Here is a 17,372-nt window from a genome sequence, read left to right on the forward strand (position 1 = left end):
GGGTTTCCGGTCGGTTCATGGTCAGGGCTTCATCAAGCGGCAGGTCGATTCCGCAGGCGACGTATACACCTGGTCGCCCGGCACCCGCGCCACCAGCTTGTAGTAATCCCACGGCGCCTTCGATTCCGCCGGCGTCTTCACCTGCATCAGGTACATGTCGTGCACCATCAGCCCGTCCGCACGGATCTTGCCGTCCTTCACGAAGAAGTCGTTCACCGGATTGGCCTTCAGCCACTTCATGATGGTGTCGCCGTCGGTGCTCTTGGTGGCTTCCACCGCCTTCAGATAGGTCGTTGCCGCGGAATAGTCGCCGGCCTGCAGCATGGAAGGCTTTTTCTTCATCACGGACTCGAAACGCGACGCCCATTTACGCGATGCGTCGTCCTGATCCCAATACCACGCCGTGGTCAGGTACATGTTCTGCGCCGCTTGCAGGCCCAGGGCATGCACGTCGGTGATCAGCACCAGCAGGCCGGCGATCTTCATCTTGGGCGTCAGGCCGAACTCGTTGGCCGCCTTGACCGCATTGCTGGTGTCGCTGGCGGAATTGGCCAGGCCCAGCACCTGCGCGCCGGAGGCCTGCGCCTGCAGAATGAACGACGAGAAATCGGCTGTGTTCAACGGGTGTCGCACCCGGCCCTTGGCGTTGCCGCCATCGTCCTGCACCACCTTCGATGCGTCCCGCTCCAGCGCGTGACCAAACGCGTGGTCTACCGTCAGAAAGAACCAGTCCTTGTTGCCTTCCTTCATCATCGCGCGCGCCGTGCCGCGCGCCAGCGACACCGTGTCGTACACGTAATGCACGGTATAGGGCGTGCACTGCGAGTTCGTCAGCTCGGATGCTCCCGCGCTCACCACGAAGAACGGCGTCTTCTTTTCCTCGGCCACCTTCGCCATCGCCAGCGCCGCCGCAGAGTTTGCGCCTGCGATCAGCATGTTCACGCCGCGCTGATCCAGCCATTCCCGGGCGCGTGACGACGCGATATCCGCCCGGTTCTGATGGTCTGCGACCAGCACCTCCACCTTCTTGCCCGCCACGGTGCCGCCCAGGTCCGCGATCGCCATCTTGATTGCCTCGGCGCCGCCCGGCCCATCGGCGTCGGCCGACAGCCCCGACATATCCGTGATGAATCCGATTCGGATGACCCCGTCATCGGCCTGGGCCGCGCCCGCTATGCCCAACAGCGCGGCCAATGCCGTCGCACGCAACGTTTTCTTCATGTCTCGTCTCCCCACTGGGTGGATGTGTGTTTTCAGAACGCGACGTTGCCGCGTCCCTTCAGTTGCAGGGTCTCGCGTGCGTCGTCGGGTGTGGCGACCTGCAAGGACAGGTTTTCCAGAATCCGCCGGATGCGGCGTACCTGGTCTGCGTTGGACTGCGCCAATTCGCCGGGGCCGTCCCACAACGAATCTTCCAGGCCCACGCGCACGTTCCCGCCCATCGTGGCCGCCATCGTCGCCAGCGGCGTCTGCTTGCGCCCCGCGGCCAGCACCGACCAGATGTAGTCATCGCCAAACAACCGGTCCGCCGTGCGCTTCATCATCATGACGTCTTCCGGGTGCGTGCCGATGCCGCCGCGGATGCCGAACACAGACTGGATCAGGAACGGCGGCTTGAGCAGCTTGCGGTCCACGAAATGCGCGGCCGTGTACAGGTGGCCGATGTCGTAGCACTCGATCTCGAAGCGCGTGCCGTTGTCACTGCAGGAAGTCAGGATGTGCTCGATGTCCTTGAACGTGTTGCGAAAGATCAGGTCGTTGCTGCCCTCCAGATAGGGCCGTTCCCAGGCGTGTTTGAACTCCTTGAAGCGCTCCAGTAGTTCGTACATCCCGAAGTTCATCGACCCCATGTTCAGCGACGCGACTTCGGGCTTGAACTGCAGGGCCGGCGCCATGCGCTCGGCAATGGGCAACACTGGCGATCCACCCGTCGTGATGTTGACCACGACGTCCGACTCCTCCTTGATACGCGGCAGAAACTGCCCATACAGCACTGGATCCTGCGTAGGCTGGCCGGTGTCCGGCTGACGCGCGTGCAGATGCACGATGGCCGCGCCCGCCTCGGCGGCATCCAGCGCAGACTGCGCGATCTGATCGGGCGTGACGGGCAGATAGGGCGACATCGACGGCGTATGGACCGAACCGGTGATGGCGCAGGTGATGATGACCTTCCTGGACTTTTTCATGGGCCTCTGGCGCCGTGTGATTGCGCTGTAGATTCTTGTGGCCCCGGCTGTCTCCTCCGGGTGTAGGCCATTCTGTCGCAGGCCTTCGGGTCCTGTCACCTGAACAGAAATTATCAATTGATAGGGAATCCGGTGCTGCGGTGCAGCGTGGGTGGCGCTGGCGCCAGGCGAAAAAAAACCGCCGCCAGGATCGCTCCGGGCGGCGGCTTTCTGAGCCAATTGGCTGCGAGGACTTAGTCCTTGCGGCTGGTCACTTCAACCAGGTGGTAGCCGAACTGGGTCTTCACCGGACCTTGCACTTCGCCGACCGGGGCGCTGAACACGACGGTGTCGAATTCCTTGACCATCTGGCCCGGGCCGAAGGTGCCCAGGTTGCCACCGTCGCGGCTCGACGGGCAGCTCGAGTTTTCCTTGGCGAGCTGGGCGAAGTCAGCGCCGTTTTCGATGGCGGTCTTGAGTTCGTTGGCCTTCGCTTCGGTGGAAACGAGGATGTGACGGGCGGAGGCTTGTGCCATGAGGGAACTCCTTGCAGACTGATTTGGGGAGGGGAGAATAACGCATTCGCGTGAACTCGCTACGTTGGCAATGATAAACGGGGATTGATCCGGCCCCGGATCAGGCTTGGTATGCGCATGTGACCAGCATCCGCACTTCCCCTAATACCTGCCCATATCCTTATACGATTATCGTATTTTCAACGCGCCCGTCCCGGGACGCGTCCACAGCCGAGGCAACGCGGGCTGGCAATGAGATGCACGTTTTCGGACGAGACTTCCTATGCCTGATTCAGCTTCCCGAGTACTGTTGAAAAGAGAGTCGGTCCCGCCGTTCTCGTCAGAGCCCAATCTGACGGACCGCGTCACCGAGATGCTGCTGGACGAGATTACCAGCGGCGATTACCAAGTCGGCGAGGTCCTGCCCCCAGAGCAGACCATCGCCACCCGGCTTGGCGTTTCGCGCACCGTGCTGCGCGAAGCGGTTTCCCGCCTGAAGGGCGACGGCATTGTGCAAAGCAAGCAGGGCCGCGGGCTGACCGTCATGCAGACGGCGCGGCCGTCGGTGCTGCGGATGCAGGCGGCGGACATTGGCGACGCGGATCAGGTGCTGCGCATCGTGGAATTGCGCCGGGGCTTCGAGATCGAAGCGGCGCCGCTGGCGGCGGCTCGGCGGGACGAGGACGATCTGGCCGCGATGCGGCTGGCGCTGCGCAAGATGGCCGATGCGATCGCGTCCGGCGACGTGGCAGTTGGCGTGGATGCCGACATGGAGTTCCACCGCTGTGTGGCGCGCGCCACGCGCAATGAACACTATCTGAATTTCTTCGATTTCCTGGCGGTCCTGCTCAAGAAGAACCTGCGCGTGTCGCGCTCGCGGTCGGCCAAGATCGCGGGCCGCGGGGCGCAGGCGCAGAAGGAGCATGAAGCGCTGTTTGCCGCCATCGAGAAGGGCGACGTGGAGCTTGCGCGGCAGTACGCGCGCACGCACGTCGACAACACGGAAGCACGTCTGCGTACAGCGGCGGCCACGGCTGAGAAGCCGTAGGCGCCCAATAAGGGCATCCTCCAAGGGGAAGTGGTGATGGGTCAGAAGACGATCGATGAGTTGGTGCGCGCCGAGGAAGGACTGGTCAGCCGGTCCATCTTCGTGGACGAAGAGATCTTTCAGCAGGAGCTGAAGCAGATCTTCTCGCGCGCGTGGCTGTTTGTGGGGCACGAAAGCCTGGTGCCCAAGCCGGACGATTACTTCGTCTCGCGCATGGGCACGGAGTCCGTGATCCTGACCCGCGACCGGCAGGGACAGATCCAGGTCATGCTCAATAGCTGTGCGCATCGCGGCATGAAGCTGTGCCGTTATGACCACGGCAACAACCGGACCTTCACCTGTCCGTACCATGGCTGGAGCTTTTCCACCGACGGCAAACTGGTGGAACGGCCCGGCGAGCTGGTCGGGGTGCCCGGCCACGCGACGCACTACAAGGGCGAGCTCGACAAGAAGCAGTGGGGCCTGAAGACGGTGGCGCAGGTGGTGAACTACAAGGGCGCCATCTGGGCAACGTGGGATCCGAACGCGCCGCCGTTCCTGGACTACATCGGCAACATGCGCCTGTACCTGGATGCGGCGCTGGATCACCGCAACGGCAGTCCGGGCGGCTCGGAGGTGATCGGCGGCGTGCAGAAGTGGCGCGTGAAGTGCAACTGGAAGTTCGCGCCCGAAAACTTCATTGGCGATCTGTACCACGACATCAGCCACCGCTCGGTGGACATCGTGGGCATCGGGCCGGGCGGCGGAAAAGGGCGGCGCGATGCGTCGGCCACGCGGTCGGCGATCTGTTTTCCGGAACTGGGCCACGGCCTGCTGGGCCGCTTGCCGTTCTACGAAGAAGGCCCCTACGCGCCGCAATACGGCCGTTACCCGGAGGTGGAAGCCTACTACCGCGAAATCCATGAGCAGCGCGAACGCACGCTGGGTTCGGCGATGCGGGTGCAGACCAGCGTTGGCACCATCTTTCCGAACATGTCGTTCCACGGACGCCAGCCGCGCACGCTGGCAGTGTTTCATCCGATCAGCTCGACCGAGATGGAAATGTGGCGCATGTATCTGGTGGACAAGGATGCGCCGGAGGCGGTCAAGGAGGCGGCTCGCCATTATTTCCTGCGCTATTCCGGACCGGGCGGCATGACGGAATCGGACGACATGGAAAACTGGACGGGCGCCACCGAGGCCAGCATGGGCGCGATGTCGCGCGAACTCTTCTTCAATTACCAGATGGGCGTGGGCCACCGCCAGGACGTACCCGAGATTCCCGGCTGTGCGGTCAACGGCGAATACACCGAGGAAAACGCCCGGATCTACTACCGGCGCTGGGCGCAGTTCATGAACGGCATGTCCTGGGACCAACTGATGGCGGGCGCGGTGCGCCTTGAGGAGGCGGCATGAACGCACCCATCGAGAACGGGCCGACCGTGGCGCAGGACGACAGCGTGGACGACATGCTGCTGTGGTGGGAAGCGCACCGCTTCCTGCACTACGAGGCCGATCTGCTGGACCACCGCGAGTTCGACAAGTGGCTCACCCTCCTGGACGAAGCCATCACGTATCGCATGCCGCTGACGCGCAACGTTCGCCGCGACGCGATGGCGCAGGAATACTCCGGCAAGCAGGATGCCGCCTGGTTCGACGAAGGCATCGACACGCTGCGCCAGCGCGTCGCGCAGATCAAGACCGGCATTCACTGGGCCGAAGAGCCGGCCTCGCGTGTGTCCCATCTGGTGACCAACATCCGCGTGCTGGACGTGACGCCCGACGAAGGCGGCGGCGACCTGGTGCGGGTGCGGTCGCGCTTTCTGATCTACCAAAACCGCCTGCAATCCGAAGTGAATCTGTTCGTGGGCAAGCGCGAGGACGTGCTGCGCAGGCGGGACGGCCGCTTCACGATTCTGTCGCGCGAGATCCACCTGGACCAGAACGTTCTCTTATCGAAGGCGCTGACGATCTTCTTCTAGCGCGCTGATGCCGGACCCGGCCCGTCTGCCGGGATTCGATGGTTTTCCTTCCACTCGGGGCCTGACCGCCGACAGGACGCGCTCGCCCATACCTGGAGTTGCAGCATGCAAAGACGTACTGTACTGAAGGCCATTGCCGGCGCAGCCGCGATGACGGCGACGGGAATCTCGTGGGGCGCCGACGCGGCGTATCCCAGCAAGCCGATCCGCCTGATCGTGCCGTATCCGCCGGGCGGCGTCACGGACGTGGCGGGTCGCCTGGCCGGCGAGATCCTCACCCGCAAGTTCGGCCAACCGGTGGTGGTGGAAAATCGGCCGGGTGCAAACGGCATGATCGGCAGCCAGCAGGTGGCTTCGGCGCCGCCGGACGGCTACACGTTGCTGCTCAACGGCCTGGGCGGCATGGTGTTGCCGATGGCCACCGTGACCGGACTGCCGCTGGACACGGCGCGCGCCTTCACGCCGATTGCGCAGATGGCCGAATTCATCAACGTGCTGATCGTGCGGGCGGATTCGCCGATCCGCAGCGTCGACGACCTGATCGCCACGGCGCGCAAGCGCAGCAAGGATGGCCTGAACTATGGGTCCAACGGCATCGGCTCGTCGGTGCACCTGACCACCGCATTCTTCGCGCAGCACACGGGCACCAACCTGCTGCACGTGCCGTACAAGGGGAGCGGCGAGATGCTGGTGGACGTGGTCAATGGCAATCTGGACTTCAGCTTCAGCAACCTGCCGCCGGTGATGGGCCTGATCCGCAAGGGATCGATTCGCCCGATTGCGGTGACCAGCAGCTATCGCAGCAAGCAGTTGCCGGATGTGCCGACGATGGCCGAGCAGGGCGTGGCGGACTTCGACGTGACGAGCTGGCTGGGCGTGTACGGCCCCGCCGGCATGCCGCCCGACATCGTGCAGAAGCTCAGCGCGGCTTTGCAGGAAGGCATGGCGCAACCGCAGTCGGTGGAAACCTTGACCGCCGCGGGCTTTGAGCCCAAGCCGCGAGGGGCCGACGCCTTTGCGGAGCTGAACCGGGCTGAGCTGGCGCGCTGGAAGCAGGTGGCCACCAAAGCCAGCATTTCCCTGAAATTCGGAGCCTGAGCATCATGGAAACCTCATCAGCCCCGCAGCGTGTCCACACAGCCATCATCGGCGCGGGGCATGCGGGTGTCGAATGCGCGTGGGCCTTGCGCGCCGCGGGCGTTGAAGGCGATATCGCGCTGTTCGGCGCGGAAACGCATGCTCCCTATGAACGGCCGCCGCTGTCCAAGGCCCTGCTGACCGGCTCGACCAGCGCCGAGCGCATCGCGTTGCGCGCGGGCGCCGCCTACGAGAAGTCGCGTGTGATCGTGGTGGCGGGCGATCCGGTGGCCGCCATCGATACCGCGGCGCGCACGCTGCGCACGGCGTCGGGCCGCGAGGTGGCCTATGAACACTGCGTGCTTGCCACCGGCGCCAGCGCGCGTGGCATTGCTGAGGTGGCAGGCGAGCAGGTGTTTTCGGTGCGCGGCCTGGACGACGCGCACCGGCTGCGCGAGGCGCTGCGGCCGGGCATCCGGCTGCTCGTCGTGGGCGCGGGTTATCTGGGGCTGGAGGCGGCCTGCTCGGCGCGCAAGCTGGGCGCCGAGGTGCTGGTGTTGGAGCAAGGCGGCAACGTGATGGCGGGCAAGGTGTCCGAATCCACTGCCACGCGCATCGGCGACCTGCACCGCGAAGCCGGCATCGAGATCCGCCACGGCGCGGCGGTGCGGCGCTGGGAACGCACGGCGACGGGTTGGCGCGCCCATCTGGCCAGCGGAGAGCTCATCGACGCTGAACTTGTGCTGGTGTCCATCGGCGCGGTTGCCGAGACGGCGCTTGCCGAAGCCGCAGGCCTGATCTGCCTGGACGGCGTGGTCGTGGATGAATGTTGCCGGACCTCGGCGCCCGGCGTCTACGCCATTGGCGATTGCGCAAGCGCCTTTCGCGGAGAGCTGCAGCGTTATGCCCGCATCGAAAGCGTGCAGAACGCGCTGGCGCAGGCGCGCATGGCGGCGGCAACCATTGCCGGCAAGGCCCCGCCAGCGGCGCGTCCGCCCACCTTCTGGTCCGAACAGCAGGGCCGCCGTCTGCAGATGGCCGGCCTCGTCGACCCGGCGGCGCCTTGCCGTGACGTCCTGCTGCCCACCGCCAAGGGCTGGCTGGTCGAACGCTATCAGCACGGCCGACTGGCCGCGATCGAAGCGGTCGACAGTCCCGTGGAATTCATCAAGGGCGTGCCACGCATCGGCGCGCCCGAAGCGGTTGCGGCCGCTGTGTAAACGAACCCTGGAGACAACATGCCCGTTGCGATATTTGAATTGCCCGATGGCGCCGAACAGGTGCTGGACGTGCCCGACGACTGGTCGCTGATGGAAGCCGCGCGGCGCGATGGCCTGGAAGGAATCGTCGCCGAATGCGGGGGCGGCGCCATCTGCGGCACCTGCCACGTGCAGGTGGACGCGGATTGGCACGCGCGGCTGGAGCCGCCCGGCATGGCCGAGGAGGCGCTGCTGGAAGTCGTGCCCGAGCGCTGTCCGACCAGCCGACTGTCCTGTCAGGTCATCATGACGCCCGAGCTGGACGGCATTCGCGTACGCGTGCCTTCGTCGCAGCTTGAACTGTAGCCGCGGCGCCTGACTCGCAAGACGCGAACCGAAGGAGCAATCGCATGGCCGACAACAAATCCATCAACCTCGTCGATCTGCAACCCGGCGTGCGCGTGCGCATGGCGGGCGGCGCATTGGCCGAGATCGTCGAGAACCCGCAAGACGGCTTCTGGCTGATCGTCCGTTACCTGGACCATCCCGCCGAGCCCGCGCTGGTCGACGCCGGAGAGCAACAGGTGTTTGCCACCGACGTCGAAGCAATCGAACCCTGACCCCACTGGAGCCCCCAATGAATCAAAAGCCCAAAGTCATCGTCTCCGCACCCGTGCCGCCAGACCTGCGCGAGCGCCTCGCTGAGCGCTGCGACATCGTCGAAGTGCCCACCGGACAGAATCCGGCCGAGGTGCTGGGCGCGGACGAGCGTGCGCAGATCAAAGGCATGGTGTGCACCGTGCGCACCAAGGTCGATCAGGCGCTGCTGGATGCATTGCCCGCGCTGAAGGTCAGCTCGAACTTCGCAGTTGGGTTCGACAACGTCGACCTGGCGGCCGCCACGCGGCGCAAGGTGCTGATCTGCAATACGCCGGGCGTGCTGGATGGCGCGGTGGCTGATGTGACCATCGGCCTGATGCTCTGCCTGTCGCGCAACCTGGTGGCGGGCGACGCCTTCGTGCGCAGCGGCGCGTGGACCAAGGGCGCCTTTCCGCTGACGCGAGACATCCGCGGCAAGACGCTGGGCCTCTTGGGCATGGGCCGCATCGGCCGTGTCGTGGCGCGCGCGGCGCAGGCCTTCGATATGAAGGTGGTCTATCACAACCGCCGCGAGGACCCGCAGGTCGAAGGCCTGGCCACCTATGTGGACCGCGATGAACTTTTCAAGACGTCGGACGTGCTGAGCGTGCATATCCCGCTGTCGGCGGAAACGCGCCATTCCATCGGCAAGCGCGAATTGGAACTGATGAAACCCACGGCGTATCTGATCAACACCGCGCGTGGCCCCGTGATCGACGAGGCCGCGCTGATCGAAGCGCTGCGCGCCGGCACCATCGCGGGCGCGGGGCTGGACGTGATGGAGCAGGAACCGCTGCCGGCCGACAGCCCGCTGTGCGCCTTGCCGAACGTGGTGCTGCAGGCCCACGTAGGCAGCGCCACGGACGAAACGCGGCGCGCGATGATCGATCTGGCAGTGGCCAATCTGATGGATGCGCTGGGAGGCCAGAAGCCTCAGGCCATGGTCAATGCCGAGGTGTGGCAGGCGCGCGTCTGACGGCACTGCGCCGATAGACGCGGCCCCGCCAAGATGGGGCTGACGGGCGGGACCCGCGCATGCAGCCGGTCCCGCCTTTTCCTATTTCCCGCCGTAATCCACCACGATTCCCGCCTGCTGCGCGACCTCGCTCCAACGCTTGAACTCCGCCTTGGAGAACGCCTGGAACTGCGCGGCGTCGCGCAACTTGGGTTCAAACCCGGCGTTGATGATGCGGTTCTGGTATTCCGGCGCGGCCAGCCCGGTGACGATGGTGTTGGACAGTTGGGCGATGATCGCCGGGTCCACCTGCGCGGGCGCATACATGCCCAGCCAGCTCGTCACGTCGAAGTCCTTCATGCCCTGTTCCTGCATCGTCGGCACATTGGGCAACTGCCGCGCGCGGTAGGCGCTGGTCACCGCCAGCGCCTTCAGGCGCTTGCCGTCCACCATGGGCAGCGTTGGCGGCAGGTTCATGAAACAGAGGTCCAGGTCGCCGTTGGCCGTGCCCACCAGCGCCTCGCTGGCGCCTTTGTACGGCACATGATCGAACTTCAGCCCCGTGCGCATGGCAAAGAGTTCGGCCGTCATCTGCGACGAACTGCCGACGCCGTTGCTGCCGTACAGTGGTTTGCGCTTCGTGGCGCGCAGGTATTCGATCAGCTCCGGCACCGTATTGGCCGGATGGTCCACGCGCACGACGAGCGCGTTGACGAACTCGGCCACCTGGGCGATGGGAAGCAGTGCGGTGGGGATGTCGATGGGCAGCCCGCGCAGCGTGGCGGGGGGCAGCACGTTGTGGCCAAGACCCCCGGTGGTGAGGGTGTAGCCGTCAGGCTTGGAGGCGGCGGCGGCCTGCATGCCGATGACGCCACCGGCGCCGGCGCGGTTTTCGATGACCACGCTCTGGCCGTACTTGGCATAGAGCAGGTCGCCGACCAACCGTCCCGCAAGATCGGTGGCGCTGCCTGGGGTGGATGAGACGATGATCTTGATGACGCGGGACGGATACGCCCCGTTCTGTGCCCAGCTTGCGCCGGTCAGGTGCAGGCCGGCGGCGGCCCCCATCAGCTTCAACGCACTGCGACGTTTCATGACGACTTCCCCTTGGGTTATAGACCTACTGCTTCACGTGCTGCTCCAAAAATGTGATCCGGACTTTGTACGATAAACATATTTCTCGTACGGTACGGGGCACACAAGCGCACGCAAATTGCGGCTAACCCTAGGGGAGTCGTTGCGGGCCTTGCGGCCCGTTTTTTAGCGCACCGGCCAGCCGTACATCAGGCCGCCGTTGCGGTACGAGGCGTTAAGCCCGCGTTCCAGTTTCAGCGGGCTGTTGGGGCCCAGGTTCTTCTCGAAGCTCTCGCCGTAATTGCCGACGGTCTTGATGATGTTGTAGGCCCACTTGTCGTCCACGCCCAGGTTCTTGCCCATGCCCGGCGTCACGCCCAGCAGGCGCTGGATGTTCGGGTTGGTGCTTTTCAGCATCTCGTCCACGTTCTTGGACGTGACGCCGTATTCCTCGGCTTCCAGCATGGCGTTCATGGTCCAGCGGACCAGGTTGAACCACTGCTCGTCGCCTTGGCGGACCATGGGGCCGAGCGGTTCCTTCGAAAAGTTCTCCGGCAGGATGTCGTACTTTTCCGGGTTCTCAAGGTTGCTGCGCGCCGCGGCAAGCTGCGACTTGTCGCCGGTGAACGCATCGCAACGGCCCACGGCGAAGGCGCGGATGATCTCGTCCAGGCGCTCGACGACGACCGGCTTGAAGTTCACGTTCTGCGAGCGGAACCAGTCGGCCAGGTTCAGTTCGGTGGTGGTGCCCGGCTGCACGCAGACGGTGGCGCCTTCCAGTTCCTTGGCGCTTTTCACGCCCAGGGACTTGTTCACCATGATGCCCTGGCTGTCGTAGTAGTTGACGCCCACGCCGATCAGGCCCAGCGTCGTGTCGCGCGTCAGCGTCAGGGTGGTGTTGCGGGTCAGCACGTCGACTTCGCCGGATTGCAGGGCAGTGAAGCGCTGCACGGCGCTGATCGCCTGGATCTTGGCCTTGGACGCGTCGCCGAACAGGGCGATGGCCAGCGCGCGGCACAGGTCCACGTCCAGGCCGATCCAGCCGCCCTTGCTGTCGTTCACGGAAAAGCCCGCGACGCCCGTGGATACGCCGCAATGGACAAAACCCTTGCTTTTGACCGCGTCGAAGGTCGCGCCGGCATGGGCGGTCCAGGACGAGATGAACAAGGCGGTTCCTGCCGCAGCCAGTTTGAGTGCTTTCATGGTGTCTCCGCGCAGCGTTGCGCATGTTTATCGCTCAGCCGAAGGCTGAAGTGCGGCGCATAGTACCAGTGGGTCCGGGAGGGAGAATCGGGGAATTCCCCTTAAATCCGCAAGACGGAATTTGATGAGGAATAGAATCGGGCATGCGCGGCTCGTCGCGCCGCGCTTGCCCGCGGCGGCCGGCGGGCCGAATACGCCAGACCGCACCCACGCCAGCCTATGAAACGACACGACGATCCCGCAGGGCCGGACGACCGCCCGAGGCGCCCCTTCGCCTTCGTCAAGGACCAGCTGCACGGCACCTGGACCGAGCTGACCCGGGTCAACGCCAGCGACCGCCCGTGGGAAATGCCCCTGGCCGCCGCGCTGTCGTCGGGCCTGCCGCTGATGGTGGGCGCGTATTTCGGGCGCATGGACTACGGGCTGATGTCCAGCCTGGGCGGCATGGTGTTCCTGAGCCTGCCCAATGCCTCGCTGCAGATCCGCATGATGATGCTGCTGGCCGCGTCGTTCGGCATGGTCGCCTGCTACGCACTGGGCGCGCTGACGCAGTTCTGGCCAACCGCCACCATCGCGGCGCTGACGCTGATTGCCATGGTGGTGAACATGGTGTGCCGCTGCTATCGCCTGGGACCGCCGGGCAGCCTGTTCTTCATCATGGCCACGGCGATTGCCGCGTACACGCCCGGCACCGTCCACGACGTGCCGCTACGCGTGGGCATGGTGGCGCTGGGCTGCCTGGTCGCCTGCCTGGTGGCCTTTGCGTATTCACTGCACATGACGCGCGTCGCGCCGCCGCCCGCGCCCATCGAGCTGCCCAAGCCGACCTTCGATTTCGTGGTCTACGACTCGGTGATCATCGGTCTTTTCGTCGGTATCTCTTTGCTGGCGGCCGAACTGCTGCAGCTTCAACGGCCCTATTGGGTGCCGGTGAGCTGCCTGGCAATCATTCAGGGCGCCAGCCTGCGCGCGGCATGGAGCCGGCAGATGCACCGCATCCTGGGCACGGCGGTCGGTCTGTGCGTGGCGTGGGCGCTGCTCAGCCTGCCGCTCAACGTCTGGACGCTGAGCCTGGTGATGATGGCGCTGTCCTTCGGCATCGAGACGCTGGTGGTGCGGCACTACGCCAGCGCGGTCGTGCTGATCACGCCCTTGACCATCTTCCTGGCCGAGGCGCCGCATCTGGGGCAGGGCTATCCCATCGACGTCATCGAGGCGCGCTTTGTGGACACGGTGCTGGGCGCCTTTATCGGCGTGCTGGGCGCGGTGCTGCTGCACAACCAGCGCATCCGTCCCGTGCTGTCGCGATGGATGCGGGCGGTGCTGCCCCGCCGGGTGAATTGACGCCGCCGCGCCAACGCGGCAGCATGGGCTTTCCGAAACCCTGGAGGCACTTATGGATTGTTCTGTCGAAGGAAAGGTCGCGTTCGCCGACGGCCAGTCGTATCACTTCGCGACCGTGGACGCGGCGCTCGCATTCGCCGAATGCGTCAAAAGCACCCAGAATCCGGCGCAGTGCGCCGCCACGCACGGCAGCACCAGTCAGGTCAAGCTTGAAGACGTGGCCGCGCAGGAAGACGCGGAGCGGCGCGAGCAGGATCCGGGGGCGGGTGTGTGAATCGCGTGGCGCGGGGAAGGACACCGCGCCATCGCTCAGGGATCAGTCCGCCGCCCCGTCAGTCCCTTCGCCCGCCAGATACGCCTGCACCAATGCGATGATCCGTTCCGCGGTAGGCGACAAGCTGCGGCGGGCGCGGTGGATGACGCTATAGGTCAGCGGGCCGGAGGCCGGATAGGGCAGGGGCAACGGCACGAGCGCCCCTTGCGCCAGCTCGGCGACGATGGCCTCGCGTGTGCAGAACAGCACCACGTCGCTCCCCACGGCCACGTCGCGCAGCGCGCTGACGCTATCGCACTCGAAGGCAATCGGCAGTTCATCCACGCCGGCCACTTGATACAGCTTTGCCAGATACTCTCGCGCGCGCTGCGGCAGGTCGGTGGCAGCCAGCCGATATTGCGCCAACGCGGCACGTAACTTTGGCTTTCGGACCGATTGCAGCGGATGCCCGGCCCGCACGAAAAGGCCGCCGTGCTGCGGTGGCAGCGCACGCACGATGAAGTCCGCCGGCGGCGGCAGGCTGTGCGTCACCGCCACGGCAAAGTCCAGCTTGTCCTGCAACAGCTTGTCCAACAGCCGCTGCCAGCTTTCGATTTCTACATGCACGCTCAGGCCCGGGTGATCGCGTGCCAGGCGGACCAGCAGCGGCGACAGAAACCCCGCCGCCGGAAAGGCCCCGACCCCGAAGCTGACGCGTCCCGTGTCGTGGCCCCTCATCAATTCGGCTTCGCGCCGAAGGGCGAGAACATCGCCCAGGATGCGGCGCGAACGATCGAGCACCATTTTTCCTGCCTGCGTCGGCGTCACGCCGATCGACGCGCGATCCACCAGCACCAGGCCCAGCGTCTCTTCAAGGGACTGGATGCTGCGCGTCAGCGCCGACTGCGTCAGATGCAGCCGCTGGGCCGCCCGAGAGAAGTGCCGCTCTTCGGCAAGGACGGAAAAGTGCTGGAGCGAACGTATCGTCAGGCCCATGTATTTTTCTCATCGGAATTGCGCCAAATATGCAATTGATTCGGGTCAGTTGCAAGACTAAAACAGCTTGACCACGGGCCGGCAGCAAATGTTGCCAGCACCCGGGAAAACACCATACAGAGCGATGCGCGGCCCCGCGACACGCCAACCTCGCAGGAGGAGACAACATGAACCGCAAGCCGATATTCCATCTGGCGGGCTGGAGCGCAGCCGCTGCGCTGAGCATGCTGGCCTGTACGGCGGCCGTCGCGGCGCCATCCCCGCAACCCGACGCCTGGCCTGCCTCGGGCAAGCCGATACGCATGGTCGTGCCGTTTCCGGCGGGGTCAGGCTCGGATTCGCTGGCGCGCATGTTGGCGGCCAAGGTGTCGCAGCAGACCGGCGCCTCCGTCATCATCGACAACAAGCCGGGCGCGGGCACGATGATCGGCGCGCAGGACGTGGCGCGCGCCAAGCCGGACGGCTATACGCTGCTGTACACCATCGTCGTCACGCACACGCAGAATCCGCATCTGTACAAAAAGCTGCCGTACGACCCGGTCAAGGACTTCACGCCGGTCCTGCAGGCGGTCAGGTCGGCCACCGTGCTGGTCGCCAACAACAACGCGCCGTTCTCTACAACCGCAGAGCTGATTGCCTACGCCAAGGCGAACCCCGGAAAACTGAACTACGCCTCGTACAGCGCCGGGTCGACCTCGCACCTGAATGGCGAGATTCTCAAGATGAAAACGGGCACCGACATCGTCCACGTGCCTTACAAGGGCACTGCCGACGCCAGCCGCGCGCTGTTGGCGGGCGATGTGCAGGTCTACTTCGACGGCACCGCTACGGCGGTCGAAAACGCCCGCGCCGGCAAGGTCAAGCTGCTGGGCCCGGCGACGGACCGGCGCCTGAGCGTGCTGCCTGAATTGCCGACGCTGGAGGAGCAGGGGATCGAGGGTCTGAACATCGTGGGCTGGCAAGGCATCTTCGGTCCGGGCGACATGCCGCCCGCACTGGCCGAACGCGTGGCCCAGGTGTTCCGCGCCGCGCTGGAAACCCCTGAAATCACCCAGACCATCCTGTCGCAAGGCAATGAGGTCAGCGGCGCCGGGCCGAAGGAATTCTCGGCCATCGTGCAGCGCGACAGCGCGCGGTGGGGCGACGTGATCCGCCGGATCGGGCTGGTATTGGAATAAGGCTGACGGGCCCCCGGGCCCCAGGAGACAACAATGCACGATGTAGTGATACGCGGCGGCACGCTGGTGGACGGTTCAGGCGCCAGCGCCCGGGTGGGCGACCTTGCCATCGACGGCGGCCGGATCGTACAGGCCGGCGGCAAGGCAGGCGCCGCGCGGCGAGAGATCGACGCGGCGGGCGCGCTGGTGACGCCGGGCTGGGTCGACATCCACACCCATTACGACGGCCAGGCGACGTGGGACCCCTACCTCAGCCCGTCGACATGGCATGGCGTCACCACCGCCATCATGGGCAACTGCGGCGTGGGCTTTGCGCCGGTCAAGCCCGACAGGCGCGAATGGCTGATCAAGGTGATGGAGGGCGTCGAGGACATTCCGGGCTCGGTGCTGTCGGAAGGCATCGAATGGGACTGGGAAACCTTTCCCGAGTATCTGGATGCGCTGGATCGGCGGCCCAAGGCGCTGGACATCGGGGCGCAGATTCCGCACAGCGCGGTGCGCGCGTACGTGATGGGCGACCGCGCCATTCATCACGACGAGGCCTCGCCCGCCGACCTGCTGGCCATGCGCGAGGTCGTGCGCGCAGCATTGCAGGCGGGGGCGGTCGGCTTTTCGACGTCGCGGACGTTCCTGCACAAGTACGACGAGCGCAAATACCCGCCGGGCACGTTCGCCACCGGCGAAGAGATCAGCGCGCTGGGCTCCGTCATGGGCGAAGTCGGCCACGGCGTGTTCCAGATGACGGCCAACCATCCCGCGATGGAGGGCGAGATTCCCTGGCTGGAACAGCTTGCCCGCCACAATCGTCTGCCGGTGCTGTTCAACCTTCAGCAGACTGACGGCGCGCCTGACGTCTGGAAGCAGATCGTACGCACGCTGGACAAGGCGCGCGATGAAGGCGTGCCGCTCATGGCCGGCATCAGCGGCCGGCCGCTGGGCATCCTGTTCTCCTGGCAGAGCTCGTTGCATCCCTTCATTGCCCATCCGACCTATCAGGCGCTGCACGCGCTGCCCCTGCCAGAAAAGCTCGCGCAGCTGCGCGATCCGCAGGTCCGCCAGAAAATCATGAGCGAGCAGCGCGGCCTGCTGGACCGCCGGGCCGAGACCTTGTTCAGCAGCTTTCACAAGATCTACCGGCTGGGCCAGGACCCCGACTACGAGCCGCTGCCGGAAGACAGCGTGGCGGCCATGGCGGCGCGCACCGGGCGCCCGCCGTTGGAACTGGTGTATGACCTGATGCTGGAGAACGAGGGCCGGGCGATTCTCTACTATCCCTCCTTCAACTACTCATACGAAAACCTCGATCACCTGCACCAGCTGATGCAGCACGCCAACACGGTGAACAGCCTGTCCGACGGCGGCGCGCATTGCGGCTACATCTGCGATGTCAGCATGCCGACCTTCATGCTCAGCCACTGGACGCGAGACCGCCGCCGAGGTCCGCTCTTGCCGCTTGAACACGTGGTGCGCCGGCAGACCCGCGATACCGCGCTGGTGTATGGCTTGCACGATCGCGGGCTATTGCAGCCGGGATACAAGGCCGACATCAACGTCGTCGACCCGGACGCGCTGAAAGTGCATTGCCCGGAAATGGTGTTCGACCTGCCGGGTGGCGGGCGCAGGCTGGTGCAGCGTGCCGATGGCTACGCGGCCACGTTGGTCAACGGCCTGCCGATCTTCGAGCGCGGCGAGGCAACGGGAGAGCTGCCGGGGAAGTTGTTGCGGGGTGCCGGACCGCAACCGGGATGAACATTGGGGCGTTCCT

18 protein-coding genes are annotated in these 17,372 nt (G+C 65.4%); 12 read left to right on the top strand and 6 right to left on the bottom strand.

Translation table 11 applies throughout. The features are described from left to right. Positions 1–21 precede the first annotated feature (21 nt). From MHZ91_RS24580 to MHZ91_RS24590, 3 genes are all read right to left on the bottom strand, one after another. The gene (locus tag MHZ91_RS24580; protein ID WP_239216146.1) at positions 22–1,221 is read right to left on the bottom strand and encodes an ABC transporter substrate-binding protein; all 1,200 of its coding nucleotides are present in this window, start codon (positions 1,219–1,221) and stop codon (positions 22–24) included. A 32-nt stretch (positions 1,222–1,253) separates the two neighbouring features. Then, positions 1,254–2,186: a 3-keto-5-aminohexanoate cleavage protein gene (locus MHZ91_RS24585; protein WP_239216148.1), complete on the bottom strand. Its 933-nt coding sequence runs from the start codon at positions 2,184–2,186 to the stop codon at positions 1,254–1,256. 233 nt (positions 2,187–2,419) lie between these two features. After that, positions 2,420–2,701 (bottom strand): peptidylprolyl isomerase, encoded by a 282-nt coding sequence (locus MHZ91_RS24590; RefSeq protein WP_006385706.1) that lies wholly within the window; start codon positions 2,699–2,701, stop codon positions 2,420–2,422. A 289-nt stretch (positions 2,702–2,990) separates the two neighbouring features. On the opposite strand from MHZ91_RS24590, the gene MHZ91_RS24595 reads away from it, so the two are divergent. From MHZ91_RS24595 to MHZ91_RS24630, 8 genes are all read left to right on the top strand, one after another. Then, entirely contained in the window at positions 2,991–3,728 is a 738-nt protein-coding gene (locus MHZ91_RS24595) for a FadR/GntR family transcriptional regulator (RefSeq protein ID WP_239216150.1), read from the top strand. 36 nt (positions 3,729–3,764) lie between these two features. Continuing rightward, a complete protein-coding gene (locus MHZ91_RS24600; protein WP_175122269.1) occupies positions 3,765–5,123 on the top strand; it encodes an aromatic ring-hydroxylating dioxygenase subunit alpha in 1,359 nt (452 codons plus the stop codon). After that, a complete protein-coding gene (locus MHZ91_RS24605) occupies positions 5,120–5,689 on the top strand; it encodes a 3-phenylpropionate/cinnamic acid dioxygenase subunit beta (protein ID WP_239216151.1) in 570 nt (189 codons plus the stop codon). Before MHZ91_RS24600 ends, MHZ91_RS24605 begins: the two co-directional genes overlap by 4 nt. Before the next feature lie 105 nt (positions 5,690–5,794). Beyond that, entirely contained in the window at positions 5,795–6,787 is a 993-nt protein-coding gene (locus MHZ91_RS24610; RefSeq protein WP_239216153.1) for a tripartite tricarboxylate transporter substrate binding protein, read from the top strand. Between the two features lie 5 nt (positions 6,788–6,792). After that, entirely contained in the window at positions 6,793–7,986 is a 1,194-nt protein-coding gene (locus MHZ91_RS24615) for an FAD-dependent oxidoreductase (RefSeq protein ID WP_239216155.1), read from the top strand. Between the two features lie 18 nt (positions 7,987–8,004). Continuing rightward, positions 8,005–8,331 (top strand): 2Fe-2S iron-sulfur cluster-binding protein, encoded by a 327-nt coding sequence (locus MHZ91_RS24620; protein WP_056324760.1) that lies wholly within the window; start codon positions 8,005–8,007, stop codon positions 8,329–8,331. 44 nt (positions 8,332–8,375) lie between these two features. Further along, on the top strand, positions 8,376–8,585 hold the full coding sequence (locus tag MHZ91_RS24625; RefSeq protein ID WP_056324762.1) for a hypothetical protein: 210 nt from the start codon (positions 8,376–8,378) through the stop codon (positions 8,583–8,585). Positions 8,586–8,602: 17 nt separating this feature from the next. After that, entirely contained in the window at positions 8,603–9,580 is a 978-nt protein-coding gene (locus MHZ91_RS24630; protein WP_239216157.1) for a 2-hydroxyacid dehydrogenase, read from the top strand. Positions 9,581–9,661: 81 nt separating this feature from the next. Here MHZ91_RS24630 and MHZ91_RS24635 read toward each other — a convergent pair whose 3' ends face one another. Both MHZ91_RS24635 and MHZ91_RS24640 read right to left on the bottom strand, forming a co-directional pair. Next, entirely contained in the window at positions 9,662–10,654 is a 993-nt protein-coding gene (locus tag MHZ91_RS24635) for a tripartite tricarboxylate transporter substrate binding protein (RefSeq protein WP_224776933.1), read from the bottom strand. A gap of 165 nt (positions 10,655–10,819) precedes the next feature. Further along, positions 10,820–11,836, bottom strand: a complete 1,017-nt coding sequence (locus MHZ91_RS24640) for an amino acid ABC transporter substrate-binding protein (RefSeq protein ID WP_191578642.1) — start codon at positions 11,834–11,836, stop codon at positions 10,820–10,822. A 219-nt stretch (positions 11,837–12,055) separates the two neighbouring features. Here MHZ91_RS24640 and MHZ91_RS24645 point away from each other — a divergent pair, with 219 nt between their 5' ends. Both MHZ91_RS24645 and MHZ91_RS24650 read left to right on the top strand, forming a co-directional pair. Beyond that, positions 12,056–13,180: an FUSC family protein gene (locus tag MHZ91_RS24645; protein ID WP_218342757.1), complete on the top strand. Its 1,125-nt coding sequence runs from the start codon at positions 12,056–12,058 to the stop codon at positions 13,178–13,180. 52 nt (positions 13,181–13,232) lie between these two features. Continuing rightward, on the top strand, positions 13,233–13,454 hold the full coding sequence (locus MHZ91_RS24650) for a hypothetical protein (RefSeq protein ID WP_175137947.1): 222 nt from the start codon (positions 13,233–13,235) through the stop codon (positions 13,452–13,454). A gap of 42 nt (positions 13,455–13,496) precedes the next feature. On the opposite strand, the gene MHZ91_RS24655 is transcribed toward MHZ91_RS24650, so the two are convergent. Continuing rightward, entirely contained in the window at positions 13,497–14,429 is a 933-nt protein-coding gene (locus tag MHZ91_RS24655) for a LysR family transcriptional regulator (RefSeq protein WP_239216159.1), read from the bottom strand. A 167-nt stretch (positions 14,430–14,596) separates the two neighbouring features. Here MHZ91_RS24655 and MHZ91_RS24660 point away from each other — a divergent pair, with 167 nt between their 5' ends. Further along, complete coding sequence (locus MHZ91_RS24660; RefSeq protein ID WP_175122277.1) at positions 14,597–15,607, top strand: tripartite tricarboxylate transporter substrate binding protein; 1,011 nt, start codon at positions 14,597–14,599, stop codon at positions 15,605–15,607. Between the two features lie 33 nt (positions 15,608–15,640). Further along, on the top strand, positions 15,641–17,356 hold the full coding sequence (locus MHZ91_RS24665; protein ID WP_239216161.1) for an amidohydrolase family protein: 1,716 nt from the start codon (positions 15,641–15,643) through the stop codon (positions 17,354–17,356). The last annotated feature ends 16 nt before the right edge of the window (positions 17,357–17,372 follow it).

Origin of the sequence: Achromobacter sp. ACRQX (assembly GCF_022346505.1) — a bacterium.
Classification (GTDB): domain Bacteria; phylum Pseudomonadota; class Gammaproteobacteria; order Burkholderiales; family Burkholderiaceae_B; genus Achromobacter; species Achromobacter animicus.